This is a genomic window from Paenibacillus herberti, assembly GCF_002233675.1.
GTDB lineage: Bacteria > Bacillota > Bacilli > Paenibacillales > Paenibacillaceae > Paenibacillus_O > Paenibacillus_O herberti.
In genome coordinates this window covers 2,373,830-2,398,167 of sequence record NZ_NMUQ01000001.1, presented here as the reverse complement: position 1 = coordinate 2,398,167, position 24,338 = coordinate 2,373,830, and the positions used below count along the sequence as shown (strand labels likewise).

Sequence of the window (24,338 nt, the reverse complement as noted above, 5' to 3'; positions counted from 1 at the left end):
TAGCACTCTCCTAAATTCCGATAACTTTGCCTTTACCAAGCAAGCTGGCTTGTTTGTAAATGAATGCTGCTGCCGCTAAATCCTCGACCGCAAGCCCTAACGACTTGAACAGCGTAAGCTGCTCCTCCGAAGTTCTGCCTTGAATTTGGCCGAGCAGAGCTTCGCCAATTTCACCGACGATATGATCGCTGCCAATTGCTCCTTCGCTGAGCGGAATCAAGTAGTCCCCGGCTTCGTTTTCGGCGGATTCGCGGCGATCCACATAAAGCTGTGCTCGTTTCACGATTGCGGTAGCCAGCTCCCTGTCCCTCGCCCGGCAAGCTCCAACGGCGTTGATGTGGGCGCCTTCGGGAATCCATTCATTTTGCAAAACAGGCGTTGTTGAAGAAGTGATCGTACATATGATGTCGGCGTCTGCGACAGCTTGCTCTGCGGAACTGCAAGCGGATATCGTTAATCGCTCACCGTATTTGGCGTTCATTTTGGTTTGAAAGTGGAGTGCATGCTCCCTATTTGGACTCCAAACGCTGACGCGCTGGATGGGGCGAACAAGAAGCATCGCTTCAAGATGGCTTTGCGCTTGCTCGCCTGTGCCGATTAGCGATAACGAACGCGAGTCCCGCTTGGCGAGCAATTTCGTTGCGGCTGCACTGACGGCTGCCGTGCGAATCGCGGTCACACTGCGAGCGTCGACAATTGCATTCATGCTGCCATTGGTGGCATCGAACAAAGCGATTACGCCTTGATGGGAGGGAAGCCCGCTGTTGTGATTATGAGGAAAAACACTAATCAGCTTAGCTCCAACGATTCCTTCGCGCACCAAGTAAGCTGGCATTAGTCCCATCAATCCACCTTCGCGGACCGGGACGACAGATCTCAATTGCTGTTCGGCTTGTCCGGCGGATAAGTCTTTGAGCGCAATTTCCATAAGCGAGATGCATGATTCCATGCACAATAATTCGGATACTTCGTCTCGATCAATGACTAACATGAGGCGCTCACCTGCTTCTATGTATGGGTTAATCCTGATCTTAATATCTTAGTCGAGAAGCACTAGGCTCCACAACTTTTGGTCTACCAATGGCAGTTACGCTAGCCAAACATTGTAAACCTACTTACCTGGAGGTTCTCTTTACGAGTTTCCACACTCTCAAAAACACCAAGACCGCCCGACGAATCATTTCATTCGTCTTGGGCGGTCTTGGTGTTTCCTATGAACCGATCACAAAGGCTGGATGTGATCCGGCGCGAGCACCAGGCGCAGCAGATGGTCGGGATTCATCAGCGGGATATTGTGTTCGTCGCTCGCGTGGAGCAACATCGAGCCGCTCACCGCAGTCAGCAGGCCTTCGATGAGCTGATCGGCATCGTCGGATGCGATCTCGCCGGTGCGTTGGCCTTGGAGGAACAGCGGCTTCAACCTAGCGGCGAACCAGCCGAGCGAATAATCCTTGATAATCTCGCGCACCTGCTCCGGCACGCCGTGAGAAGTTCGTGCCTGATGGATCAGCAGAAACAACAGCCGGGTCTCCACGCTCATCGCATCATGGAGGAAATGCCGCAGCTTGTCGATGATGGAGCCCGGATGCTCCAGCATCTCCTCGACTGCGTCGCCTGCGCCGAGCATGGCCTCGCTGACGAGTGCGATGAACAGCTCATCCTTGGATTTGAAATAGTGGTAAAGCAAGCCGTGGCTGATGCCTGCGGCCTGGGAAATCATGCTCATCTTGGTGAGGGCAGGGCCATGGCGGGCGAAGACGCCAAGCGCTGCTCCCAGAATCTGCTCTCTGCGCTCGTCACGGATGGCAAGGAGTTGGTCTTCGTTGTAGGGGGCCATATCGGTTCAACCTCAAATCTGAATAAGAGCTCGTGTACCTTTACGATACCTTATTCCAAGCACGGGAGCAATCAAGCTGTGAAAGGCAGGTTCAGCTTCAGGAACTGGCCGAGGTTTTCTCCAGGATCGAGAACCTCCTCCAGCCATTCCTCCCGACCGCATCGGATCAGAATCGAGCGGACTGCTTCTTCACCGAACAGCGTAGACGGAGCGGCATCCAGTCCCCTTACGCCCATCATCAGGCTGAACAGCTCCATATCCCCGCCTTGAAGCGCCTGCTTGCGCACGATGTCCAGATACGTCTGGCAAAATGAGATACCGCGGCCCGACATCGGACCGTCATAGGTGACGCCCGGCCATCTCAGATCCGCTACGACAATCGTCCACCACGCTGGCAGCACGATGGATGCGAAGCGGTGGAGCAAGCCCTGCTCCCAGCTGGAACCGGAAGGATCGGCTTCCGAGCCATCGGCTGTTTCGGCTAACACTCTGCCCAGCTCCGCTGCTTCGGCTGCCGCCACCGTGATGCCCTGGCCGTAGATCGGATCTAAGTTGCAGATCGCATCCCCGATGACGAGCAGCCCGCTGGGCCAGTGGGCAAAGGATTCATAATGCGTCCAGCGGCATTCCGGCACGCGAAAGCCTTGGGGATCGCCGACCGGTTCGAGTTGGGCGAGAATGTCTGCCAGCAGCGGATGGATCAGCTCGGCGGCTGCCGGCTCGTATTGGTCCGGAGCGACCGGCGGGTACTTTCCGCCTGCGCCGTAAATCGTCGTTTCGGCCAGGCCGTTCTCGATCGGGCTGAATACGCCAGAGCCTTCGGCCCGCGCAGGATCGCCATCGATTAGAACCGTGGCGTATTTATCGCGCAGATGCTCCGGGATTCGGTAATAGCGGGTGCTGTAGGCGAGGCGGGCATGAAGGCTTTCTATAACCGGTTTGCCGAGACCGAGCTGCTCCAGCCAGACGGGCAGCTTCGAGTAACGGCCGGATGCGTCGACGACGAGATTTGCCATGATATCCTCAGGAGATTGGGGATCGCCAGTGCTTCCACGCGATTGTTTGAGCCGGACTCCGGTTATGGCGAACTGATCGCCTGACCGCGCGGATAGCAGGGCGGCCGCTTCCCGGCCTTGAAGCAAACGAATGCGCGGCTCCTCCAGCACCCGGTGGCGGATGACCCATTCCAGCAGCGGTCGGGAACAGCCTTCGTCCTTGTCGTAGGGGAATTGCAGCGCAGCGAGCGGCGAGATAAGATGCATCTCCTTCCCCTCGCGCTCATAGGCTCCGGCGGCCAGGAGATCGTCGGTCCAGCCCGGAAAAAGCTCGGTCAGCACGTTTTTGCCCAGATCCTGCAACCGGTGTGGATGGCGGTCTTGAGGTACGCCGGGTCGGTTCGCCGGCTGAAGAGGGAGTTCATCACGCTCGATGAGCACGATCTCTTCGTAATGCGCGGACAGCGTTTTGGCCGCAAGCAAGCCGGCGATACTGGCTCCGATGACGACCGCTCTTGATCGGAGTTCCTTCGATGTCGAGTCAGCATACATGATGATTGCTCCTTTATACTTAAATTAATTGAATGAATATTGACTGAACAAGTCAATCAAAACATAAATCTATATGGCTTGTTCTGTCAAGGTGATTTAAACGGTCAATTTGCTAGATTTGTCCCGTTTTCCCCTGTAATTGGCGGGTATGAGCGACTCTCCTTCATGTGCAGGCTAGATTCGATAGTCAATGTGCCGGCCCTCGGATTAGCCATGGATGTCGGCCTACATGTAGTCTTGCAAAAGAGAAACTAGAATTTTTCATTCCATAGGGACATTAGATTGAGTCCGCCAGCCTTTCTTTTTCATATTATGAAAATAGTTAATAGCTACTATTTTTCTTATAGTTGAGGAGGCTAACATTATGAATGAGGAATTCGCTACAATCAGCAATCGCAATAAGTCGAGTATTGGCGTCATTTTGGTTCTGTTCATTCTGCTTGTTATCGTCGTTCAAACATTCTGCATCCCGTCAGGGCGCAGGGGTCCCGCTGGTTTGACGGACAATGAAACCGTGTCCGCTGTAAGCACAATAAGTTTTTATGTTGTCAATAACTCTACCTACCGGCTCATACTTGATTCCCTTAGAGGAGACACTTCGCTTCCCTCACCTAGAGATATTCCACCCGGGATAGGCGCTTCATCTCGATATGAATTGACTACCTACACTCCCTTTGGTAGCTCCGCTACTGCGGAGTATTATGCAACCGACTCCGAAGGAGAAAGAGTTGGCGAGTTCAGCTTTAGAATGCTGAATCTCGCATTAGGGCTTGGCTCCGAAATCAGGAACATTGAAGTAACGGGAGCGTTAGTAGCAGCTGCTACTGGAAAAACATTGTATGTTAATAACAGTGTGCTTGTCTGAACCTAGTGAAGTTTAGAGCGAGAAATTCCTTGCAGTTGACGTACAATTATTTATAAGGTACATTCATACCAATGATATCCACTAGGGGCGCCCGCGAGGGCTGAGATAAAGCGAAGCTTTGGTCCCTTTGAACCTGATCTGGGTTATGCCAGCGTAGGAAAGTGGTTGAACGGTGCCTTGGTTTGTCATACCTGAGCCCTTTCGCCGCTTCCTTTTCGGAGGCGGCTTTTTTGCGCCGTTCTCTTTGAAAAGGAAGGGCGAGCCGTCCCAAGCGACATGCAGTCGCTGAAGCGAAGCTGTGAAGCTTCGGTAGTCGAACGCTTTACCGGCAACATGGCCGGGGCGGACGCCTCCATGGCGAGACAGGCAAGGTTAAGGGGCAAGCTGCAGCGGCTTAAAGCCGCAACAGACAAGCGAGCCCAGTGCGGTATGATACCGCAGGCTCAAGCACCGTTTTCCAAGCTTTCTCTCTCTGCCTCCTAGCGGATGTCTTTCAGATTCCACGAGGAGGTTTTTTGTATTATGGCAATTATGACAACGCCCCTACCAGGTAGCCGCAAGGTCTACATACAAGGACAAGATCCGGGGGTTCGGGTTCCTGTACGCGAAATCGCACTGTCGGACAGCGATGTACGCGGACAACAGGTACCGAATGAGCCCGTGAGAGTTTATGATTCCAGCGGCCCTTACACGGATGAGAGTTACGTAGCGGATATTCGCAGCGGCTTGCCGCTAATGCGTGAGGCATGGATAGTAGGACGCGGTGATACCGAGTGTTACGAAGGCCGCAGCATCCGCCCGGAGGACAACGGTTTTACTACCGCAGAAGGGGCTTCCCAAAAAGGAGCGGAGATTTTCCCCTTGAGCGGGAGAAAGCCGCAACGTGCCAAGTCCGGCCAAAATGTGACCCAGCTGCATTATGCGCGCAAGGGCATCATCACCCCGGAGATGGAATTCATCGCTATCCGCGAAGGTATGGAGCCAGAGTTCGTACGCAGCGAAGTGGCTGCAGGACGTGCAATTATTCCCGCTAATATCAACCATCCCGAGATTGAGCCAATGATTATCGGGCGGCATTTTCATGTGAAGATCAATGCGAATATCGGTAACTCCGCTGTAGCATCCTCGATTGAGGAAGAGGTGGAAAAAATGACTTGGGCGACCCGCTGGGGAGCCGACACGATCATGGATCTGTCCACTGGAAAAAACATCCATACGACGCGCGAATGGATCGTGCGCAACTCTCCTGTACCTGTCGGCACGGTGCCGATCTATCAGGCTCTGGAAAAGGTCAACGGCAAAGCTGAGGATCTCAGCTGGGAAGTATTCCGCGATACGTTGATCGAGCAAGCGGAGCAAGGCGTCGATTATTTCACGATTCATGCCGGAGTGCTGCTGCGTTATGTACCGTTGACGGCAAAAAGGGTAACGGGCATCGTCAGCCGCGGCGGCTCTATTATGGCTGCATGGTGTTTGGCGCATCACAGGGAGAATTTCCTGTATACGCATTTTGAGGACATCTGCGAGATTATGAAAGCTTATGATGTCAGCTTCTCGCTCGGCGACGGTCTGCGTCCCGGTTCCATCGCTGATGCCAACGACGCCGCGCAGTTTGCGGAGCTGGATACGCTCGGCGAACTGACGAAGATCGCCTGGAAGCATGATGTGCAGGTGATGATTGAAGGGCCGGGCCATGTGCCAATGCATCTGATTAAGGAAAATATGGACCGTCAGCTCGCTGTTTGCGACGAGGCTCCATTTTATACATTAGGGCCGTTGACCACGGATATTGCTCCTGGTTATGACCATATTACGAGCGCGATCGGCGCGGCGATGATCGGTTGGTTCGGAACCGCCATGCTCTGTTACGTGACGCCGAAAGAGCATCTTGGCTTGCCGAATAAGGAAGATGTGAAGGAAGGCGTTATTACCTACAAAATCGCTGCTCATGCAGCGGATTTGGCGAAGGGCCATCCAAGGGCAAGATTGCGCGACGACGCTTTGTCCAAAGCTCGCTTCGAGTTTCGCTGGCGCGACCAGTTCCATCTGTCGCTTGATCCCGAGCGGGCGATGAGCTACCACGATGAGACGTTGCCTGCCGAAGGGGCGAAAAATGCGCATTTCTGCTCCATGTGCGGACCGAAGTTCTGCAGTATGCGCATTACGCAAGATATTCGCGATTTTGCGGAGCGGGAAGGAATGGAGACGACTGAGGCAATCGAGGCCGGTATGCGCGAAAAATCCGATGCCTTTAAGGCGGGCGGCGGCAAGATTTATGCTTGAGCGTAATGGGGCGGTTGCAGCGTTATTATCCGCTGGCGGCTCTCGTCGTAAGGACGGTGACGGGCAGCGGCGGGAATGGAATATGAGTCTCAGCGAGCCAGCGCGTGAAAGGCATTCGCGGCAAATGCGTTTTGCGCCAATTGGCGAGCATGGGCAGCTCGCGCTGCGGAGCTCGCGTGTGCTCATTGTCGGAGTCGGCTCGCTTGGCGCATCGCTGGCACAGCATATGGTCCGGTCGGGAGTCGGCGAGCTGAGGCTGGCAGACCGGGACTACGTGGAGTGGAGCAATTTGCAGCGGCAGATGCTGTTCGACGAGGATGATGCGCATCTCAGCCTGCCGAAGGCGATTGCCGCCGCGGATAAGCTGCGCCGCATCGACAGCTCGGTGCAGATAGAGGCGATCGTCGCCGATCTAACTTCACCCGAAGCGCTGGAGGCAGCGGCGGCAGGCTGTGATCTCGTGCTTGACGGCACGGATAATGCAGCTGTGCGACTTTGCCTGAATGATTGGTGCTTCCGAAACGGCGTGCCGCTGATGTACGGAGGAATCGCAGGGGCTTCCGGTATGAGCGCTCCGCTTGTACCGGGCGAGACCTGCTGCTTGCGCTGCCTGATCGGCGGCGAGCAGGAGCAGGAGAGCGGCGAGACCTGTGACACAGTCGGCATGCTTTCGCCGGCGGTTGAGATGGTTGCCGCGCTGCAAGCGGCGGAAGCTCTCAAATGGCTGAGCGGCAATCGCGGCGAGATTCGGCGTACGCTCGCAAGTGTTGGTGTCTGGCCGCTTTCGCTGCGTGAAATGCGTTTGCCGGGACCATCCGCAAGCTGCCGGATATGCAGCGGTGCGACGGTTGTTTCTCATACATTGGATAGTGTAGAAGCGGCCAAAACAGCAGTCACAGCGGTACTTTGCGGCCGCGACACTGTTCAGGTGGAGCTTGGAGCAACTGGAGACCCTGGGATGTACAGAAGGAGACTGGAGCAGGTTGGCTGCAGCGTCATTCAGAATCCGTACTTGCTGCGAGCCGAGTTGCCGACCGGAGAGGGAAGGTTAGTTGTGTTTCCTGACGGGCGGGTGCTCGTGCAAGGCACAAGCGACCCAGAAGAAGCGCTTCGCTGCTGTGAGCTTTATTTGACAGGCTGAAATAATAGCAGGCCAGCACAGCACATGAGGTGGAGAAAGTACAGAAAGGGGTCGTTTGGAATGAAAAAGCTGGATTTCAGCCTATATGTCATAACAGCAGAAAATTACCATCCGGGCAAGACGATGGAGGAGGTCATGCGCGAGGCGCTTTACGGCGGGGCGGATATTGTCCAGCTGCGGCATAAAACAGCCAAGGAGAGCGAGCTTTTGGAAAAGGCTCGGCTGCTGCGGGGACTGACCCGAGAGTTCGGAGTTCCGTTTATTGTGAACGATTATCCGCAGCTTGCCATTGAAGCAGACGCTGATGGCGTGCATGTGGGCCAGGAGGATCATGGGCTTCGCGAAGCAAGGGAACTGCTGGGGCCGGACCGTATCGTCGGTGTCAGCACGCATAGTTTGGACCAGGCGATGGCCGCTGAGGACGGCGGAGCGGATTACATCGGAGTTGGTCCGGTCTACCCGACCGGGACGAAGCCGGGAAGGCCGGCGGTAACGCTGAATTATGTGCGCCAGGCGGCGAGACATGTGCGCATTCCATGGGTAGCCATCGGCGGTATTCATCTCGGCAACGCTCAGGAGGTGCTGGATGCCGGTGCAACGAGGCTTTGCGCCGTTTCCGCGATTGTAGGTAGCGAGGACCCTGCGGCTGTTTGCCGCAGCTTGAAGGCGATGATCTCCTCGTCTGTTAGTGGAGCAGGAGAGGCCGAAATCATGCTTAATGGAGGAAGGCATCGCACCGGTTCGATGACGCTGCAGCAGCTTGTTGAGGAAAAAGGGCTTACCGGAAGGCGCATCGTTGCTGAGGCGGACGGGACTATCGTACCCCGCGAGGAATGGAGCGGGCTGCGACTCCGGAGCGGTATGACGGTGGAACTGGTTCATTTTGTAGGGGGGGGCTGAGGGATGAGATTAGGCATGCATGGGGAAGCAGGGCAGAAAAGCACGCCGGACAGCTGGACAATTGGAGGCAAAATACTGACTTCCCGCTTTTTCCTCGGAACGGGACGTTTCCCAAGTCCGGCCGTTATGCTACAGGCGTTACAGGCAAGCGGAGCTGAAGTGATCACCTTCGCCGTGCGCCGAGTCAATCTCGATGAGGTAGCGGATGATTCCATCTTGCAACATCTGCCGGAAGGCACGCTCACCTATCTGCCCAACACCTCGGGTGCGAACAACGCCGACGAAGCGGTGCGCATCGCCAGACTCGCCCGAGCTGCCGGGCTGGGCGACTGGATCAAGGTCGAGATTAGTGCAGATGCCCGCACGCTGTTGCCTGATCCCGTTGAGACGCTGAAGGCGACGGAGCGGCTCGTAAAAGAAGGTTTCACCGTGTTGCCTTACACCTCCGATGATCCGATTCTGTGTCGTTATCTGGCCGAGGCTGGAGCCTCGGCCGTCATGCCTGGCGGCGCGCCGATCGGTACAGGGCTCGGTATTTTGAATCCGTACAACCTAGGCCTTATCGCTGAACAGTCACCAGTACCGGTCATCGTCGACGCAGGACTCGGCTCGGCAAAGGATGCGGTGCAAGCAATGGAGCTGGGAGCTGCAGCTGTGCTTGCCAATACGCCGGTGGCCAAAGCCGGTGATCCCGTTGCGATGGCGGAAGCGATGAGTCTTGCCATCCGCGCGGGGCGTCTGGCCCGGCTTGCGGGACGGATTCCCGAGCTGCCGTATGCCTCTGCGAGCAGTATGGAGGCTGGCAAGCTGAGTTCTTTTGCTGCGGATGCAGCGTGGATGGAGGCGGCGCAGGGATGAAAGAAAGGGTGTTAATACTCGGCGGCGGCATCATCGGGTTGTCGTGCGCCCTTGAAGCGGCCCGCTCAGGAGAACGGGAGGTAACGATTGTTGAAAGAGGCAGCTTCGGCGGTCAAGCCTCTGGCGCTGCCGCTGGAATGCTCGCTCCGTATTCCGAAAACCCGGAACAGCCGGATGTTTTTTTTGAATTTTGCTTAGACAGCTTGCGCCGCTATCCCGACTGGGTGCGCCTGGTGGAGGAACGTAGCGGCATAAACGTCGGCCTGCGCCGCACCGGCAGCATCGGCGTGGCTTTTCATGAGGCTGACCTGCTGCCGATGCAGTCCCGTCTGCGCTGGCAGCAGGCAGCTGGCAGCGGCGGTGAACTGCTTGATGAGGCAAATGTGGCTCGGCTGGAGCCGCTTCTTGCCGCGGGAGCGGTAGGCGGCATTTATACGCCGACGGAAGCCCATGTGGATGCGCCGCAGTTGGCGGCTGCACTTGAGCAGGCCTGTCGGCAGCATGGCGTGCGGATGGCTGGCGGTGCAGGCGGCCTGGCCGCGCTTGAGTTGCATCCGCCGGAAGGATGGCGCAGCCCCGTCCGGTTGTCAACCGAGAGCGGGGACAGCTACGAGGCGGATCGGCTCGTGATTTGCGCCGGTGCATGGACCGGCGAGTTCGAGCGGATGTTCGGTATGCCGGAGACGATCCATCCCATTCGTGGGCAGATTTGCTCTTACGAAGTGCCTGATGGCATGGTGCGCCATATGGTGTTTTCCAGCCAGGCGTACTGGGTGGCGAAATCAGGCAGGAGGCTCGTCTGCGGCGCATCGGAAGATGTTGCCGGATTTTGCACGGACGTCACCGAAAAGGGCATCGGCCGACTGGAACGCTGGAGTGCACGCACCTTCCCGCTGCTGGGTGGAGTGATGCCCAAGCTGCGCTGGGCGGGCTTGCGGCCCGCGACCCGCGACGGCAGGCCGCTCATTGGCCGGCTTGAGGAGTATCCTCAAGTCATTTTCGCAGCTGGCCATTACCGCAACGGTATATTGCTCGCTCCAGCAACTGCCGCGGCAGTGCTATCGCTCCTGGAGGATCGACCGCTCCCGCTGTTAGGTGCCTTCCATCCGGAGCGCTTCCGAGGAAGCTCCTCGAGGGGGACTTCGGTGAGCTCTAGTTTGGCTGGTGTAGGAGCGATAGGCGTCGCAGTAAGCGAAGCAAGTACAGTAGCTGCAAGTGCAGCTGGAACAGTCAGCACGGTGGTCATGGATTCATTGGCATTTGGCGGAGACGTTAGCCAAGGGAGGAAGCTTTAATGAGTGGATGGATAGCGCCTGCGGTAACCGGCGGGTATGAACCCGTTAAGCGTGTACTTACTATAGCAGGCTCGGACTCGGGCGGCGGCGCTGGAATCCAGGCGGATTTGAAGACGTTCCAGGAGCTCGGAGTTTTCGGCATGAGCGTGGTGACCGCGATCACCGCGCAAAACTCACTCGGCGTTCAAGGTGTACATCCCCTATCGGCGGAAGCGGTGGCGCAACAACTGGATTCCGTGCTTGACGACATCGGAGCTGATGCGATCAAAACCGGCATGCTGTTCTCATCAGATCTGATTGAGGCGATATGCGTTAAGCTGGAGTACTCTCGCATCCGTAGCCTCGTTGTCGACCCTGTTATGATCTCTAAGCACGGCTCTCGTTTGTTGGAGGCACAAGCGGTGGAGTCGATGAGAGGCCAGTTGTTCCCGCTTGCGGAGGTGATCACGCCTAATTTGCCGGAGGCATGTGCACTGCTCGGTTGGGACGAAAGTGAGCTCGCTACGGTCGACCAGATGGAAGCTGCCGCGCGCGAGCTGTTGAAACTCGGAAGCCGACATGTACTGCTGAAAGGAGGCCACCTCTCGGGCAGCAGCGAAGCGGTCGATATTTTGCTATCCGCAGATGCGCCTGGAAGTCCAGAGCGGTATATCGCACCACGCATGCCTACTCGCCATACACATGGAACCGGCTGTACAACGGCCTCGGCGTTGGCTGCTTTACTTGCACGTGGGCTAGATATGAAGGAAGCGGTGCGTCAGGCTAAGTCGTTTACGCTGGCGGCTATTCGTGCTGCTGGACCGCTTGGCGGCGGTACTGGATCTCTCTGGCACGCCGCTTGGAGAATGGAGGGGCCGAGTGAATCGAGTGAACGGAATGCTTCTGAGGCCGAGCTGGCCGGAATTAGGGCAGACGGCACAGATTAAAATCGGCTTTGCCGGTCGAGGAGGCTTGCTACGCTTGGGGCATCCGCTAGAGGTCTTGTTTTTCCTTAGTTGCAGTGGGGAAGTTAGCGGGAACTTGGCGCGACAGACGGATTAATCCGGCTCAACGGAGAGCTTCGTTTTCAAGGGCTGGTATCTCGAAGAGGAGCTATCGCATAGGATAAGATAATAGCGCCTATGAAGGAGCATGGACATGAAAACGAACGGAAGAGCGGCCAAGATCAGCAAGCCTTTTGTCCCAAGTGGGGCTCCGTACGCACCTAAAGGAAAGAACGATTCCAGCGGCAGAATCCATGAAAAAAAGCAATCGCGACCGATGTTCCAGGTGGATAACCCAATGTATTCCGAGTTGGATTGGTTGAACGGTGCTGACGAACCCGAGCAGCCCGAGGTGCCGGTAACTTCCCGCAAGTCCGGGGCGATCCGTAAGGTCAAGCTGCATGGCTTTGCTGCTGTGGCTGAGGCGCCGCTGGAGGCGCAAAGAGCTGAAGAGGAAGATAATATTTTGTCAAAAATGGACTTCCATGCAACAACAGACGCTACGGAACGCCCGGATCTAAAGGAGTTTCATTTCAGTCCATCCCTGCAAATAAAAACGTCACCAACGACTCGATTGCTGCCCCGCGATCAGTTGGCGGAGGAGTGGTCAGATGGGGGGGGGAATGGCGAGAGCGGCCGTTTCCGGGGAACGGTGTCCATTCCGAGTAGCGTTAAAGAGAACCTCCAGCCCAAATACATGGCTCCAGAAAGCAGGACCATTCCAGAAATTCCCCAATTGAAGAACGAAGTTTTCAATGGTCGATCTTCTTTGACACAAGAGAAACAACCTATGGATGTCCGCGAGCTGCAACACGGGACGATCCCCTTTGACTTCCGTGACCGTAATCGGGTGGATATTATTATCCGTCTACAAACCCCTTTTCAAGATGCCGGATATTCACTGGCCTGTTCGCTTGATGTACCGTTCTGCCACGCTGTCGTGCGCGCCAAGCTTGGCGCTGAAGCGGTCGTTACGCTGATCCGCACTCAGGAAGAGGGCAATACGAAGGGGCGCCTGGACTGGATTGCCGCAGGCAAACCAGTATTGTAACGATACAGCGGACTCCTACTTTCCAATCTTAGCTCAGTGACACATCATCTTGATCCCAAAAGCCCGCAGGCTGATGAGAGCATCATGCTCTCATCAGCCTGCGGGCTTTTGGTGTGCTGCGGGTTCGTTCAACCTGTTTTAGTCAATGTGCGCTGAAGCTAACAGCACCCTTTTTTCTATTTAAATGACGCTATTGTTACGATTGTGCATGTGCCCACAGCCCAAACCAAGTAACAAAAGCTACTTGATGGCCCACCTCGCAGGCCCGCAGCCCGAACCAAGTAACAAAAGCTACTTGGTGTCGCACCTCGTAGGCCCGTAGCCCGAACCAAGTAACAAAAGCTACTTGGTGTCGCACCCCGTAGGCTCGCAGCTCGAATCAAGTAACAAAAGCTACTTGGTGTCGCACCACGTAGGCTCGCAGCTCGAATCAAGTAACAAAAGTTACTTGATGGCCCACCACGTAGGCCCGTAGCCCGAACCAAGTAACAAAAGCTACTTGGTGTCGCACCACGTAGGCTCGCAGCTCGAATCAAGTAACAAAAGCTACTTGGTGTCGCACCACGTAGGCCCGTAGCCCGAACCAAGTAACAAAAGCTACTTGGTGTCGCACCACGTAGGCTCGCAGCCCGAACCAAGTAACAAAAGCTACTTGATGGCCCACCTCGTATGCCCGTAGCCCGAACCAAGTAACAAAAGCTACTTGGTGTCGCACCACGTAGGCTCGCAGCCCGAACCAAGTAACAAAAGCTACTTGGTGTCGCACCACGTAGGCTTGCAGCTCGAACCAAGTAACAAAAGCTACTTGGTTTCGCACCACGTAGGCTCGCAGCTCGAATCAAGTAACAAAAGCTACTTGGTGTCGCACCACGTAGGCTCGCAGCTCGAATCAAGTAACAAAAGCTACTTGGTGTCGCACCACGTAGGCTCGCAGCTCGAATCAAGTAACAAAAGCTACTTGGTGTCGCACCACGTAGGCTCGCAGCTCGAACCAAGTAACAAAAGTTACTTGATGACCCACCACGTAGGCCCGTAGCCCGAACCAAGTAACAAAAGCTACTTGGTGTCGCACCACGTATGCCCTCAGCCCGAATCAAGTAACAAAAGCTACTTGGTGTCGCACCACGCAGGCTCGCAGCTCGAAGCAAGTAACAAAAGCTACTTGATGGCCCACCTCGTATGCCCTCAGCCTGAACCAAGTAACAAAAGCTACTTGATGGCCCACCTCGTATGCCCGTAGCCCGAACCAAGTAACAAAAGTTACTTGATGGCCCACCACGTAGGCCCGTAGCCCGAACCAAGTAACAAAAGCTACTTGGTTTCGTTCTAAGTGAGCAACGACGCGCCGCTCAAGTAACAAAAGTTACTTGAAGGATCGGCGCAGCTCCCACACCCAACGGGGTCATATTTAGTTCAACTTTTCAATCCCCATTCTCTGCGATAAATACCTCCCCGGAAACTCAAGCGCATGCAATCTAAAAACGTCGCTATTGAATCCACGAATACATCGGTTATAGAAGGCCAGCCCTTTATGGTGGGCATCAGTCCAACCTGTACAAATGCCGTTTCCACCTGCTTTCTGCCCTCATAAGCTGGCTAGAAGAGAGGTGAGACGATGAGAGAGTCACGGCCACGCCCCAAGGGCAGGAAACCGTCCGGGAAAAAAGCCCGGAGGAAGAGAACGAGGAAACATCCCTCTGGTACTGCCGGCTATGGACCAAGATCTGCTCCAAGCAAGCCGAATCCCCTGCCCGTAGTGTCGGTCATCATCCCGGTCATGAACGAGAGGAAAACGATTGCTGCTGTGCTTAGGCAAGCCAGGAAGGTCCATCCGCATACAGAGCTGATCGTCGTGGCTAATGGCTCCACGGACGGATCGGCCGAGATTGCGGCTCGTATGGGAGCTCGAGTAATCCTCGTTCCTCGTGCGCTGGGCCATGACGTCGGGCGCAGTGTAGGTGCACGCGCTGCTAAAGGCAAGGTGCTGCTATTCCTGGACGGAGACATCATCGTCCCGACATCAAAGTTGATTCCGTTCGTGCATGCAGTCGCCAGTGGAGCGACGGATATTGCCCTGAACAACTACTCCGGAGCGGTATCCAGTAACACGGTGCATCCCGTCGTGCTTGCTAAATATTCGTTGAATGCGATGGCCGGACGCGAGGATCTCAAAGGAGCCTCACTAACTGCCATCCCGCATGCAATGTCACGTAACGCTGTTGAGCGGATTGGTCTGGAGTCGTTGGCGGTGCCACCGCTAGCCCAAGTCAAGGCGATTCTAGCCGGACTGGTCATCTCTCGGACCTACCCTGTCAATGTCGGGAAGCTCAACCGCAGACGGCTCGAACGTGAGCGTACGAACCCACTCCATAAGCTTATTACCGGTGATCATTTGGAAGCCGCTTGTTGGCTGGCAGAGAACAGAGGTCAGTCAATCTGGAAGTTAAAAAGGGAGGGGCAGCTGTTTGTGAGCGGGCTCGAACCCTTGTCTCGGCTGTTCGAATCGCCGAATGGTGAGCCTGAAGAAGAACAGCAGCAATTGTCGCCGCAGGAGTCAGCGCTGCCGGATGAGCAATGGAATGAGCCGAACGAAGCATTATCCGTCGAAGCACTGCTAAATGAGCAACCAGATGAGCAGCCGGAAATATGGTCGGACGAAGCGCTGTCGGATGAGCAACGGGACCAGTTGTTCGAAGTATTGTCCGTCAAAGCACTGCCGTCTCCGCTGCTTACGGAACTTGAAGAAAGGAGCGGATTCTCATGCTGAAGCCGCAGGGGAACGGCCGGGTTCCACTGCCGGGTGCAAAGCGCTTCATTCCCGGCAAGGCGGAGCCAATCAAGAAGCAACCTGCTCCGTTTGCCAAACATCCTGCACCGGCTGTCAAAGGGAGACGCATCGACAAGGAGAATCCTGCATCGGCTAAAAGCTCAGTAAACAAAAGGCGCAGGGCTGCGCTGCCAAAGCGAGCTGCATCTGACTTCGGCAAGCGTCCTGAGCCGGATACCACTGGGGCAGCTACTTCCAAGCAAGGCTCAGGAGGGCGAGCTCAAAGGCATGAACTTGGAGGAAGTCCGGCGGGGCTCGCGAGAAGAGGTCGACTAATTGAGCGAAGAAGTGCGATCAATCCGGGCTGGCCACCGCTTGGCAGTTGGGCTTTCCCGGCAGGTTGTGGGGTTGTTTTGACTGGTACCAACAGAGCTGCGTTGGAGCAAGGTGCAAACTGGCTGGCAGGGATTGGCTGTCGCAGCATGGTGCTCGTTGAGTACGGAGCCCAAGCAGCGTTGATGAACCCTGTGGAGAACGCAGACGGATGGCGCATGATTGAGGCAAACGATGGGCCGGAATCCGAGGTTTTGCTGCGAATGATTCAGCTTGCTAGGGAAGAGCCGGGCGATACACTAGAAGCCAATATGCTCTACGGAAATACCGCTCTACAGCGAGTTCAGCTCCGTCTGGCCGGCGGTGATGCGGCCTTGGCTCGAGCAATCGGAGCAGCCGCTACGGTTAGGCTCAGGCCGGCGGCGGTGCTGTTCGCCAATGCGGAGTCGGCCGCCCAGCCCACGGGTGGAGCTATGCTGCGCTCAGTACTGAGCGCTTGCCTGCCGGGGCGTGCAGCGGCGGCGCTGCAGGATAACGGCGCCTGTCGCAAGCCGTTCTCGCAGTGGAGCGACAGCACGCGGCTAAACGCCTTTCTGCATTGGTCACTCGGTGGAGAAAAGCGCACGGCGGTTTCGTTCCAGCAGGTTCCTTTTGCCCTAAATGAGTCCGCATTGCAGCTGCTTGCAGATGGTTCGCTAGCCTCGCCGCCCCATGCTCTTGCATCACTGCTTGTTGGCGGGGGAGTCGCTGTGCCAGTCATGATGAAGCCTTCCGGCAAAGGGGAACCAAACGACCAGGCCGTTTACGCGCAGGCGATCTACAGTGCCGTGAGAAGCCCCCGGCAAGGGTATCCCGATCTCAGCCGCGATCGCGAGGCGGCGGCCAGGATGTAGCTGGCCCCGAATAGTTGAAGGAGTGAAGCTGAAGTGAAAGCCATTTTGCTCGCGGGAGGCACCGGCACCCGGCTCCGCCCGCTGACGAGCTTGATGAATAAACATATGCTGCCGGTTTACAACTTTCCGATGATCCACTACGCGGTTCGGACGCTTGCAGAGGCCGGTGCGGATGAAATTTTGCTTGTTACGGGGCGGCAGTCTGCCGACCTGTTCATTAACTACCTCGGTAGCGGGGCGGAGCATGGAGCTCGCATCACTTATCTGATTCAGGAGCAGGCTGGCGGCATCGCGCAGGCGCTGGATCTGGCGAAGCCTTTTATCGCTAGAGAGGAAAAGTTTCTTATGCTGCTGGGTGACAATCTGGTGGAGAACTCGCTGAGACCTTATATCGACTCTTACATGAAGCAAGAGGCAGGAACGGCGATGGTGCTGCTCAAGCAAGTGCCCGACCCGCATCGCTATGGAGTGCCTGTTTTCAACGAAGCCGGAGGGATCGAGATGATTAAGGAGAAACCGGTGAACCCAACAACGAAATTCAGTGTGACTGGAATTTATCTGTACGATGGCAGCGTGTTTGATATCGTCGCGGCAACCATGCCATCGGCCCGAGGCGAGCTGGAAATAACCGATGTAAATAACGTTTATGCTCGAAACGGCATGTTGCGCCATGAGGTGTTGTCCGGCTGGTGGACGGATGCGGGAACGTTCGATTCGCTGCATGAGGCCGCTATTTGGATGAAGGAACGACTGCAAGAGGCCAACGATTCAAGCGCTACGATCGATGCTAATGATACAAGCGCTGCAAGCGGTGAAACGGTTGTCGAAACCGACCTCATGAGGGATGAATCGTAATTTTACAAAAACATCCATATTCAAAACCACTTGAACGAAGCATTAAACGAATCGCAGATGGCTGTCAAGGAAGGAGGAGTGGGTATGAGATCCGCCAAGCGAGCGAAACGCCGTCCTTCAGAAGCAGATAAGCAACAGTATAAGCAGGGGCTGCGAGATGGCTATGTACAAGGTCAGGAGGCTGGACGCCAAGCGTTTGGAGTGCCTTGGCTGGGTACGAGTATCATAATTCCGACCTTTGACAAATGCGATTATTTGAGCCAATGCATCGACAGCATCCTCGCACATACGCCAGAGCCTTACGAGATCATCGTCGTGGATAACGCTTCTACCGACGGGACGGCACAGATGTTGGTTCGCCTGATCGGCAAGCTCGGCCACGAACGATTGCGCTGGGGCATCATGGAGCATAACGCCGGTTTCGCCGCGGCGGTCAATCGAGGCATGATGATGGCACGCGGAGAAAAGCTGCTGCTGCTCAACAACGACACGATCGTGACCGAACGCTGGCTGGAAAATATGACGGCCTGCCTTGAGCAGTTGCCGGATGTCGGGATTGTCGGCCCGGTGACGAATTTCATCAGCGGCTCTCAGCTTGTTTCCGTTCCTTACGAGACAATTTCCGGCATGCATAAATGGGCGCGCAAGCATAACGAGCCAGACCCTGACCGCTGGCGAGAAACAGATCGACTGACCGGTTTTTGCATGCTGATGCGACGGGAGCTGATGGGGGCGATCGGTTACTTTGATGAGGGATATGCGATAGGCAACTACGAGGATGACGATTATGGGCTCAGGACGCGGCTAAATGGATTGAAGCTTGTTATCGCCGGAGATTCGTTCATTCATCATTACGGCAATGTCAGTATTCGTGGCTTTGGCAGCCGTATGGAAGAGATAACGCGACACAACCGAAGCTTCTTCCAGCGCAAATGGGAGCATGCCGACGCATGGATAGAGCAATCGGCATCAATGGCTCGGAGCGTAACAGCTGCAAGAAATGAGCTTCAGCTGTATCCAGGCGGCATAGCCGCTTCAGGTGCGGATGGCACGCTTTGGTGGCTTGAGAACGGCTGCCGCTGGAAAATTATCGGCGAATGGCCGCATCCAGCCATTCGCCTGGCGATGCCGCTGTTGCGTCGACTTCGAGTCTCGCTGGAGCCTATTCTGGCTGAGCAAGCGGTATTTCGCTGGCACGGTGACTCAACTGCACCGCCGTTGCCGGAAATACGAGATGCGGCCAGTGCATCCGAATTCACAACAGCAGAGGCATCGCCTGCGGATGAAGCAGCGATCGCTGTCGCCGCAAGCAGCGCTGCTTCATCTGCAGAAGTCGCTGGGGAAGCCACTGGCAGCAGCACTGTACCCCCTTCACTGGTGATGCTGCCGAGCGACAGCTTGGCATACGTCGAGAGTGGACAGCTGCGGCTGTTCCTGAACCAGCAAACAGTTGAGGACTGGGGACTGTCGAGCAAACCGGTTGTGCGCAAGCTTACGCAGGAGGAGGCAGAGAAGCTTCCGGTCGGTCTGCTGATCATTTCGCCGCCTCAGCTGTTGCAACGGCTGTAAGCGATCGGAATCAATCCGGCCAGCCGGTTTAGGTGGCCAATTCAAACTTTAGGAGGCAACATCAATGGCTATATATTTACTTTCAATATCAAATAGATCTAACCGACGAGCTGCCGCAAAGCCGTATGGCAAAGCCGCATCCAGCGTTGGCACGAAAAAGCTCGGAAGCAGAGTCGGAACCAAATTAGGCAACAAAGCCGGAACTGCATTTGGAAGCAAAACAGGGGGCAGAGTCGGAAACAAACTTGGAACTGCAGTCGGAACCAAAACAGGCAGAAAAGCCGGAAGCAAATTAGGAACCGCAGTTGGAACCAAATTAGGCAGAAAAGCTGGAACCAAACCAGCAACCAACGCCGGCTCCAAGTGGAAAAGGGTTCTGGAAACAATCGGGAAGCCGAGCAGGACTTTAAAAGAGCAAGAAGCTTTGCAACGCTCCCGCAAGCGCACCATCGCTGCAAAAAAGCAGCTGCGCCAAGGCGTACGCAGAACCCCCGTGCAGGCCGCGCCAAGTAAAAAGGGACCGTCCAGCTTCCAAGCTGGGTTCAAACAAAGTTATACCGAAGGTTACAATGTCGGCTTCGGCCAAGGTTATGAGGAAGGGATGCAGTTCGCATACGAGACGCAGCCCTAAAGCAGGCTGGTCATTCGCCGTTTTTGAAGCTTGAAGGACAAGTGACCACGAAGATAGGGCCCCAGAAGAATACAGTAGTTGAAGGAGAAAGGAGGCATATGGCATGACAAGGCATAGGCCGCAGCTTTTAGGAGCAGGACAAAGGGCAGGCCGCGCAGTCGGTCTGGATTACGGAAGGCGTGACGGCGCTATTAGCAGTGCTGCTGCTTCAGTGGTTCAGCCTGTTGTAGTCAAACGCTCACTCCGCATCCTTTACGTACCGCAGGGGTTCTACGCGATTGACCAGGGAGTGATGGACGCGCTCCAGCAGCATGCCGAGGTTGTCTATTCCTGCGATCCGGCAGGGATGCAGCAGCAGGCTGCCGAGCTCCGGCCGGATCTGGTGCTCGTGATGAATGGCCTGCATGTATTTCCAGCGAATCACATTCCTCAGATTACGGCAATCCGGGAGATGGGCATTCGGACGGCGATCTGGTTCGCAGATGATCCTTATTTTACGCGGGAAACTAGCCAACTCGTAACGCACTACGATCATATTTTCACGCATGAGCTGGAGACGATTCCGTTATACCGGCAGCTCGGCGCGGCAAATGTGCATTACCTACCTCTTGGAGCGAATCCTGCGATGTTCCAGGCAAAGCCAGTTGGGCTCGAGTATCGTAGCGACGTTTGTTTTGTCGGGCAGGGGTTTTGGAATCGTATCGACATCTTGAATGAAGTCCTTCCGGCACTGGAAGGGCGTCGAGTTGTCATCGCGGGTGACTTGTGGGAACGCTTGAGAAGCTTCAACAGGTACAGCCCATGGATTCGACGGGGTTACATGCCGGTTGAGGAGACTGTGAACTTTTACAATGGCGCTAAAATCGTTCTGAATATTCATCGGACGACGATTCCAGGCCAGGACAATCACAACGATGCAGGCTTGCGAGGGGCTTCGATCAATCCGCGAACCTACGAGATCTCTGCTTGCGGTACGTTACAGATGACCGACATGCGGGATGATCTCGTGCGCTATTACACTCCGGGCCGCGACCTGGCTACCTTCAGAACTGCGTCCCAACTGATTTCCAAGATTCGTTATTATTTGAACCATGAAGACGAGCGTCGGGCCATCGCGATTCGCGGAATGCTGCGCACATTGCGCGAGCATACATTCACGGCTCGGGTTGGATCGCTGCTAGACCAGCTCGGTTTACATTGAGAACAACGTAGGGAGCATGCATGACCTGAGCATACAAAGGAGGAAGTACATTGGCTGCTAAATCGCCGGGCAATAAGCGCATCGCGATGCGCCGCGCACGAAGCGTGCGAAGTGCACGAAGCCCACGAAGCCCACGAAGCCCACGAAGCCCACGAAGTGCACTAAGCCCACGAAGTGCCCGAGGCGCAAAAGAAATAGCGAAGCGCAGTACGGTGCAACTGGTGGCAGGGGAGGTGCAGAGGGGCCGCGAAGCCGGTTTTGCCAAAGGCGTGGAGCATGGACGGTGGTATGGCAAATGTGAGGCTGCGATCAGCAAGGTGCAATTTCAGCCGCCAGTATTCCCAGTTCATGTAATGTTCGTGGCTACCGCAAAAGGATATCCTTACGCACCGCTTGATGCCGCTATTGCTGACACTCTCCGTTCCATGACCGCTCGGTTCAGCTTGACTAACGTAGAGCAGCCGGTTGTCCAGCAGGCGGGGATGCTTCGGCCCGACGTAGTCATTTTCTTGGATGGACTTCAATACCCGCCCGATCAAGTAGATGCGATTCGCGCCCTTGGTATCCGTACTGCCATCTGGTTTACCGATGACCCTTATTATTCAGACATTACGCGAAGCTTGGCCCCGCATTATGATTATGTGTTTACGCTCGAGAGTAACTGCGTTGAATTCTACCGGCAGCTCGGCTGCCAAAATGTATTCTACCTGCCGCTCGGCGTCAATCCGGCGGAGTTCCGCCCCCGCAACCCTGACCTGTCGCTGCGCCGCGAAATCAGCTTTGTCGGCTCGGCCTATCATAAACGAGTTGATTTTTTCAATCAAATTACTCCTTATTTACTCACTCGAGACGTCTCCATCACCGGTCTTTGGTGGGATCGGCTGAATGATTACAAGTTGATGCAATCCCGAGTTCGCGCTGGACAGTGGATGGGACCACTTGAGACTGCCGCTACGTATAACGGAGCAAAAATCGTGATCAACATGCACCGGGCCCATGACGACGAGACGTTCAACAGCAACAATGAATCACAATTGACCGCTATCTCGCCGAACCCCCGCACTTTCGAAATATCTGCTTGCGGCACTTTGCAACTGACAGATATTCGCGATGATCTGGCCCGCTTCTACGTGCCCGGCGTTGAGATCGATACCTACTCCTCTCCTCAGGAATTGGTTCAGAAGCTCGATTACTACCTGAACAATGAGGAGGCGCGCCAAGCGATCGCGTTGCGCGCCATGTACCGGACGATGAAGGAGCATACCTACGCTCACCGTCTGACGACGATGTTATCGGTCATGTTTCCTTGATGATGGAACGCGTCGTAGAAACGGAAAGCTTGGAAAGGAGGAGCTGAAGGTGGACTTCAGACCGAAACTGCTTTTCTTCTCGCATATCGGCAGCCCGGAGGCGATTACCGGTGCTGAGAAGTTATTGCTTGCCACCGTCCTTGAGATGTCTGCCTTTGCGGACTGCGTGCTTATCGTGCCGGAGGAGGGCATCCTTTCGGGCCGCGCCTCTGCTGCAGGCATACCGGTGCAGGTTACAGGAAATATACCACTCTATTATTCGATGTATCTGGGGCTCGGTACAGTTCGTGATGAGGTCATGCAAGGGACGCGCAGCGAAGGAATGGAGCAATTGTATAGGCTCCTGATCCAGCATCGTCCCCATGCTGTCTGGGTTAATACTTGTGTACATCCATTGCCGGCTATTGCCGCCAAGCGGCTCGGAATTCCCGTCTTCTGGTGCTTAACCGAAACGTTGCGGATCTCGGCGGGCACAAGTCAGGCCATCTCGCTGATCGAGGAATATGCGGATCGGGTCATCGGCATCTCGGCCTCGACGTTATCGCCTCTGACGATTCCGTCTCTCATCGGAAAGTCGGAGATCGTTTATCCCGCAGTGGACACGAATAGGATCGAGCCATGGACATGGGACGCTCGTCGCAGAAGCCGCAGAGCGAAGCTCGGGCTGAAGGAGGACAGCTGTCTCATTGGTTTTATTGCCTCTCATCTCTATGAAAATAAAGGCTTGGAACACTTTATTACAATGGCCGGCATTGTCGGAGCCGCTCGGCCTGAAGCGGTATTCGCTGTCACCGGTAAACCGGTAGATCCAGCTTATTACGAGCGATGCCGCCGGATGGCGCAAGCGACTGGCATGGGGAGTCGGTTCCACTGGATGCCTTTTGAGCCGGATATAACGAATGTTTATCCTGCCTTGGACGTCCTTGTTGTTCCCAGCATTATCGAGGAAGGCTTCGGCATGACGGCGCTTGAAGGGCTGTTGTTTGGCAAAGCGGTCGTCGCCTACGCTTCCGGAGGGCTTGCTGAGATTATGCACGCAACAGGAAATACCGATTGGCTCGCTCCGATGCATGATTATTCCGGGCTGGCAGAGAGGGTTATCCGTTTGAGCGCAAATGTACCATTGAGACAAGAGGTCAGCGCTCGTAATCAGGTAACTGCGCATATTGAATTCGGCTCAGAAGCGTATCGCCAGCGGCTTTTGGCAAGCCTGGAGCAGTTGCGGCTGCGGCATGAGCCGCAGCCGCGCATCGTACGCGGCAGCGGCACGGAGCGCTGCGAGCTGAGCGGCTGGCGGCTACGGCCGTTCAGGAGCCGCGAAGCGCTGGTAGCGGCAGGCTGGAGCGGCGCGCCGGAGCAAGAGCTGCCGGACGGCACGCTCGCGCTATTGCCGCGCGGCGAGCCGATCGGCGAAGCGCCGGCGCCGCGTGCGAAGCCGGGGCGTGGGGCGCAGGCGAAGCCGGAGCGCGGAGCGCGTGCGAAGCCGGAGCGTGGAGCGCGAGCGAAGCCGGAGCGCGGGGCGCAGGCGAAGGCGGGGCGCGGGGCGCAGGCGAAGGCGGAGCGCGGAGCGCGTGCGAAGCCGGGGCGCGGGGCGCAGGCGAAGGCGGAGCGCGGGGCGCGTGCGAAGCCGGGGCGCGGGAGCCGCGGGCAGAGCCAGCGCGGCAAGAGCGGAGCGGCTGGCAAAGGCGGAGCGAGCGGCAAGAGCGGAGCGGCCGGCAAGGGCGGAGCGGGCGGCAAGGGCGGAGCCGCCGGCAAGGGCGGAGCGGGCGGCAAGGGCGGAGCCGCCGGCAAGGGCGGAGCGGCCGGCAAGAGCGGAGCGGCTGGCAAAGGCGGAGCGAGCGGCAAGGGCGGAGCGGCCGGCAAGGGCGGAGCGGCCGGCAAGAGCGGAGCAGCCGCCAAACGCAGAGCGGCCGTCAAGGGCGACCGCCTGAAGCGCAGCAAGAAGCCATCCGTGCAGCGTTAGGCTCCTGCTCGGGGACGCGGCGAAACGGATTTGTTTTAATTTTAGAGGGGCGGAGG

20 protein-coding genes and 1 riboswitch are annotated in these 24,338 nt (G+C 56.2%); of the genes, 16 read left to right on the top strand and 4 right to left on the bottom strand.

What is annotated here, in order from left to right:
• Nucleotides 1-10 precede the first annotated feature (10 nt).
• The 3 genes from CGZ75_RS11005 to CGZ75_RS10995 form a co-directional block, all read right to left on the bottom strand.
• The gene (locus tag CGZ75_RS11005; RefSeq protein ID WP_089524202.1) at nucleotides 11-991 is read right to left on the bottom strand and encodes an ornithine cyclodeaminase family protein; all 981 of its coding nucleotides are present in this window, start codon (nucleotides 989-991) and stop codon (nucleotides 11-13) included.
• Between the two features lie 231 nt (nucleotides 992-1,222).
• Entirely contained in the window at nucleotides 1,223-1,837 is a 615-nt protein-coding gene (locus tag CGZ75_RS11000) for a TetR/AcrR family transcriptional regulator (RefSeq protein ID WP_089524201.1), read from the bottom strand.
• 71 nt (nucleotides 1,838-1,908) lie between these two features.
• Nucleotides 1,909-3,384 carry an NAD(P)/FAD-dependent oxidoreductase gene (locus CGZ75_RS10995; RefSeq protein ID WP_089524200.1) on the bottom strand — a complete coding sequence of 492 codons (1,476 nt, stop codon included), beginning with the start codon at nucleotides 3,382-3,384 and terminating at the stop codon, nucleotides 1,909-1,911.
• 364 nt (nucleotides 3,385-3,748) lie between these two features.
• On the opposite strand from CGZ75_RS10995, the gene CGZ75_RS10990 reads away from it, so the two are divergent.
• From CGZ75_RS10990 to CGZ75_RS10950, 8 genes are all read left to right on the top strand, one after another.
• A complete protein-coding gene (locus CGZ75_RS10990) occupies nucleotides 3,749-4,249 on the top strand; it encodes a hypothetical protein (RefSeq protein ID WP_089524199.1) in 501 nt (166 codons plus the stop codon).
• A 73-nt stretch (nucleotides 4,250-4,322) separates the two neighbouring features.
• Nucleotides 4,323-4,426, top strand: a riboswitch (TPP riboswitch).
• Nucleotides 4,427-4,771: 345 nt separating this feature from the next.
• The gene (gene thiC, locus CGZ75_RS10980; protein WP_089524197.1) at nucleotides 4,772-6,532 is read left to right on the top strand and encodes a phosphomethylpyrimidine synthase ThiC; all 1,761 of its coding nucleotides are present in this window, start codon (nucleotides 4,772-4,774) and stop codon (nucleotides 6,530-6,532) included.
• Nucleotides 6,525-7,673 carry a ThiF family adenylyltransferase gene (locus CGZ75_RS10975; RefSeq protein ID WP_245850778.1) on the top strand — a complete coding sequence of 383 codons (1,149 nt, stop codon included), beginning with the start codon at nucleotides 6,525-6,527 and terminating at the stop codon, nucleotides 7,671-7,673. Before thiC ends, CGZ75_RS10975 begins: the two co-directional genes overlap by 8 nt.
• A gap of 60 nt (nucleotides 7,674-7,733) precedes the next feature.
• Complete coding sequence (thiE, locus tag CGZ75_RS10970) at nucleotides 7,734-8,573, top strand: thiamine phosphate synthase (protein WP_089524196.1); 840 nt, start codon at nucleotides 7,734-7,736, stop codon at nucleotides 8,571-8,573.
• 3 nt (nucleotides 8,574-8,576) lie between these two features.
• A complete protein-coding gene (locus CGZ75_RS10965; protein ID WP_245850777.1) occupies nucleotides 8,577-9,431 on the top strand; it encodes a thiazole synthase in 855 nt (284 codons plus the stop codon).
• Nucleotides 9,428-10,726 carry a glycine oxidase ThiO gene (thiO, locus tag CGZ75_RS10960; RefSeq protein ID WP_089524195.1) on the top strand — a complete coding sequence of 433 codons (1,299 nt, stop codon included), beginning with the start codon at nucleotides 9,428-9,430 and terminating at the stop codon, nucleotides 10,724-10,726. The genes CGZ75_RS10965 and thiO overlap by 4 nt, the downstream gene beginning before the upstream one ends.
• A complete protein-coding gene (gene thiD, locus CGZ75_RS10955; protein WP_089524194.1) occupies nucleotides 10,726-11,652 on the top strand; it encodes a bifunctional hydroxymethylpyrimidine kinase/phosphomethylpyrimidine kinase in 927 nt (308 codons plus the stop codon). Before thiO ends, thiD begins: the two co-directional genes overlap by 1 nt.
• Nucleotides 11,653-11,863: 211 nt before the next feature.
• On the top strand, nucleotides 11,864-12,760 hold the full coding sequence (locus CGZ75_RS10950) for a WIAG-tail domain (protein ID WP_176444764.1): 897 nt from the start codon (nucleotides 11,864-11,866) through the stop codon (nucleotides 12,758-12,760).
• Nucleotides 12,761-12,936: 176 nt separating this feature from the next.
• Here the strand turns inward: CGZ75_RS10950 and CGZ75_RS24515 are convergent, their stop codons facing one another.
• A complete protein-coding gene (locus CGZ75_RS24515; RefSeq protein ID WP_141136717.1) occupies nucleotides 12,937-14,061 on the bottom strand; it encodes a hypothetical protein in 1,125 nt (374 codons plus the stop codon).
• 314 nt (nucleotides 14,062-14,375) lie between these two features.
• Between CGZ75_RS24515 and CGZ75_RS10945 the strand changes: the two genes are divergently transcribed.
• The 8 genes from CGZ75_RS10945 to CGZ75_RS10910 all read left to right on the top strand — a co-directional run bounded on the left by CGZ75_RS10945 (nucleotide 14,376) and on the right by CGZ75_RS10910 (nucleotide 24,282).
• Complete coding sequence (locus tag CGZ75_RS10945) at nucleotides 14,376-15,527, top strand: glycosyltransferase family 2 protein (RefSeq protein ID WP_089524192.1); 1,152 nt, start codon at nucleotides 14,376-14,378, stop codon at nucleotides 15,525-15,527.
• A complete protein-coding gene (locus tag CGZ75_RS10940; protein ID WP_089524191.1) occupies nucleotides 15,521-16,753 on the top strand; it encodes a hypothetical protein in 1,233 nt (410 codons plus the stop codon). The genes CGZ75_RS10945 and CGZ75_RS10940 overlap by 7 nt, the downstream gene beginning before the upstream one ends.
• Before the next feature lie 33 nt (nucleotides 16,754-16,786).
• The gene (locus CGZ75_RS10935) at nucleotides 16,787-17,608 is read left to right on the top strand and encodes a sugar phosphate nucleotidyltransferase (RefSeq protein WP_089524190.1); all 822 of its coding nucleotides are present in this window, start codon (nucleotides 16,787-16,789) and stop codon (nucleotides 17,606-17,608) included.
• A gap of 84 nt (nucleotides 17,609-17,692) precedes the next feature.
• Entirely contained in the window at nucleotides 17,693-19,177 is a 1,485-nt protein-coding gene (locus CGZ75_RS10930) for a glycosyltransferase family 2 protein (protein WP_176444763.1), read from the top strand.
• A 64-nt stretch (nucleotides 19,178-19,241) separates the two neighbouring features.
• Complete coding sequence (locus tag CGZ75_RS10925) at nucleotides 19,242-19,808, top strand: hypothetical protein (RefSeq protein ID WP_089524188.1); 567 nt, start codon at nucleotides 19,242-19,244, stop codon at nucleotides 19,806-19,808.
• A gap of 103 nt (nucleotides 19,809-19,911) precedes the next feature.
• Nucleotides 19,912-21,009, top strand: coding sequence for a CgeB family protein (locus CGZ75_RS10920; protein WP_089524187.1), 1,098 nt, complete (start codon nucleotides 19,912-19,914; stop codon nucleotides 21,007-21,009).
• 50 nt (nucleotides 21,010-21,059) lie between these two features.
• Entirely contained in the window at nucleotides 21,060-22,319 is a 1,260-nt protein-coding gene (locus CGZ75_RS10915) for a CgeB family protein (protein WP_245850776.1), read from the top strand.
• A 49-nt stretch (nucleotides 22,320-22,368) separates the two neighbouring features.
• Complete coding sequence (locus tag CGZ75_RS10910) at nucleotides 22,369-24,282, top strand: glycosyltransferase family 4 protein (RefSeq protein WP_089524186.1); 1,914 nt, start codon at nucleotides 22,369-22,371, stop codon at nucleotides 24,280-24,282.
• Nucleotides 24,283-24,338: the final 56 nt, after the last annotated feature.

Coding starts and splice junctions, on each gene's coding strand:
- thiE (WP_089524196.1), top strand. CDS start 7,734: ATGAAAAAGCTGGATTTCAGCCTATATGTCATAACAGCAGAAAATTAC.
- CGZ75_RS10950 (WP_176444764.1), top strand. CDS start 11,864: ATGAAAACGAACGGAAGAGCGGCCAAGATCAGCAAGCCTTTTGTCCCA.
- thiO (WP_089524195.1), top strand. CDS start 9,428: ATGAAAGAAAGGGTGTTAATACTCGGCGGCGGCATCATCGGGTTGTCG.
- CGZ75_RS10930 (WP_176444763.1), top strand. CDS start 17,693: ATGAGATCCGCCAAGCGAGCGAAACGCCGTCCTTCAGAAGCAGATAAG.
- CGZ75_RS10920 (WP_089524187.1), top strand. CDS start 19,912: ATGACAAGGCATAGGCCGCAGCTTTTAGGAGCAGGACAAAGGGCAGGC.
- CGZ75_RS10945 (WP_089524192.1), top strand. CDS start 14,376: ATGAGAGAGTCACGGCCACGCCCCAAGGGCAGGAAACCGTCCGGGAAA.
- CGZ75_RS10925 (WP_089524188.1), top strand. CDS start 19,242: ATGGCTATATATTTACTTTCAATATCAAATAGATCTAACCGACGAGCT.
- CGZ75_RS11000 (WP_089524201.1), bottom strand. CDS start 1,837: ATGGCCCCCTACAACGAAGACCAACTCCTTGCCATCCGTGACGAGCGC.
- CGZ75_RS10975 (WP_245850778.1), top strand. CDS start 6,525: ATGCTTGAGCGTAATGGGGCGGTTGCAGCGTTATTATCCGCTGGCGGC.
- CGZ75_RS10965 (WP_245850777.1), top strand. CDS start 8,577: ATGAGATTAGGCATGCATGGGGAAGCAGGGCAGAAAAGCACGCCGGAC.
- thiD (WP_089524194.1), top strand. CDS start 10,726: ATGAGTGGATGGATAGCGCCTGCGGTAACCGGCGGGTATGAACCCGTT.
- CGZ75_RS10990 (WP_089524199.1), top strand. CDS start 3,749: ATGAATGAGGAATTCGCTACAATCAGCAATCGCAATAAGTCGAGTATT.
- CGZ75_RS10995 (WP_089524200.1), bottom strand. CDS start 3,384: ATGTATGCTGACTCGACATCGAAGGAACTCCGATCAAGAGCGGTCGTC.
- thiC (WP_089524197.1), top strand. CDS start 4,772: ATGGCAATTATGACAACGCCCCTACCAGGTAGCCGCAAGGTCTACATA.
- CGZ75_RS11005 (WP_089524202.1), bottom strand. CDS start 991: ATGTTAGTCATTGATCGAGACGAAGTATCCGAATTATTGTGCATGGAA.
- CGZ75_RS10940 (WP_089524191.1), top strand. CDS start 15,521: ATGCTGAAGCCGCAGGGGAACGGCCGGGTTCCACTGCCGGGTGCAAAG.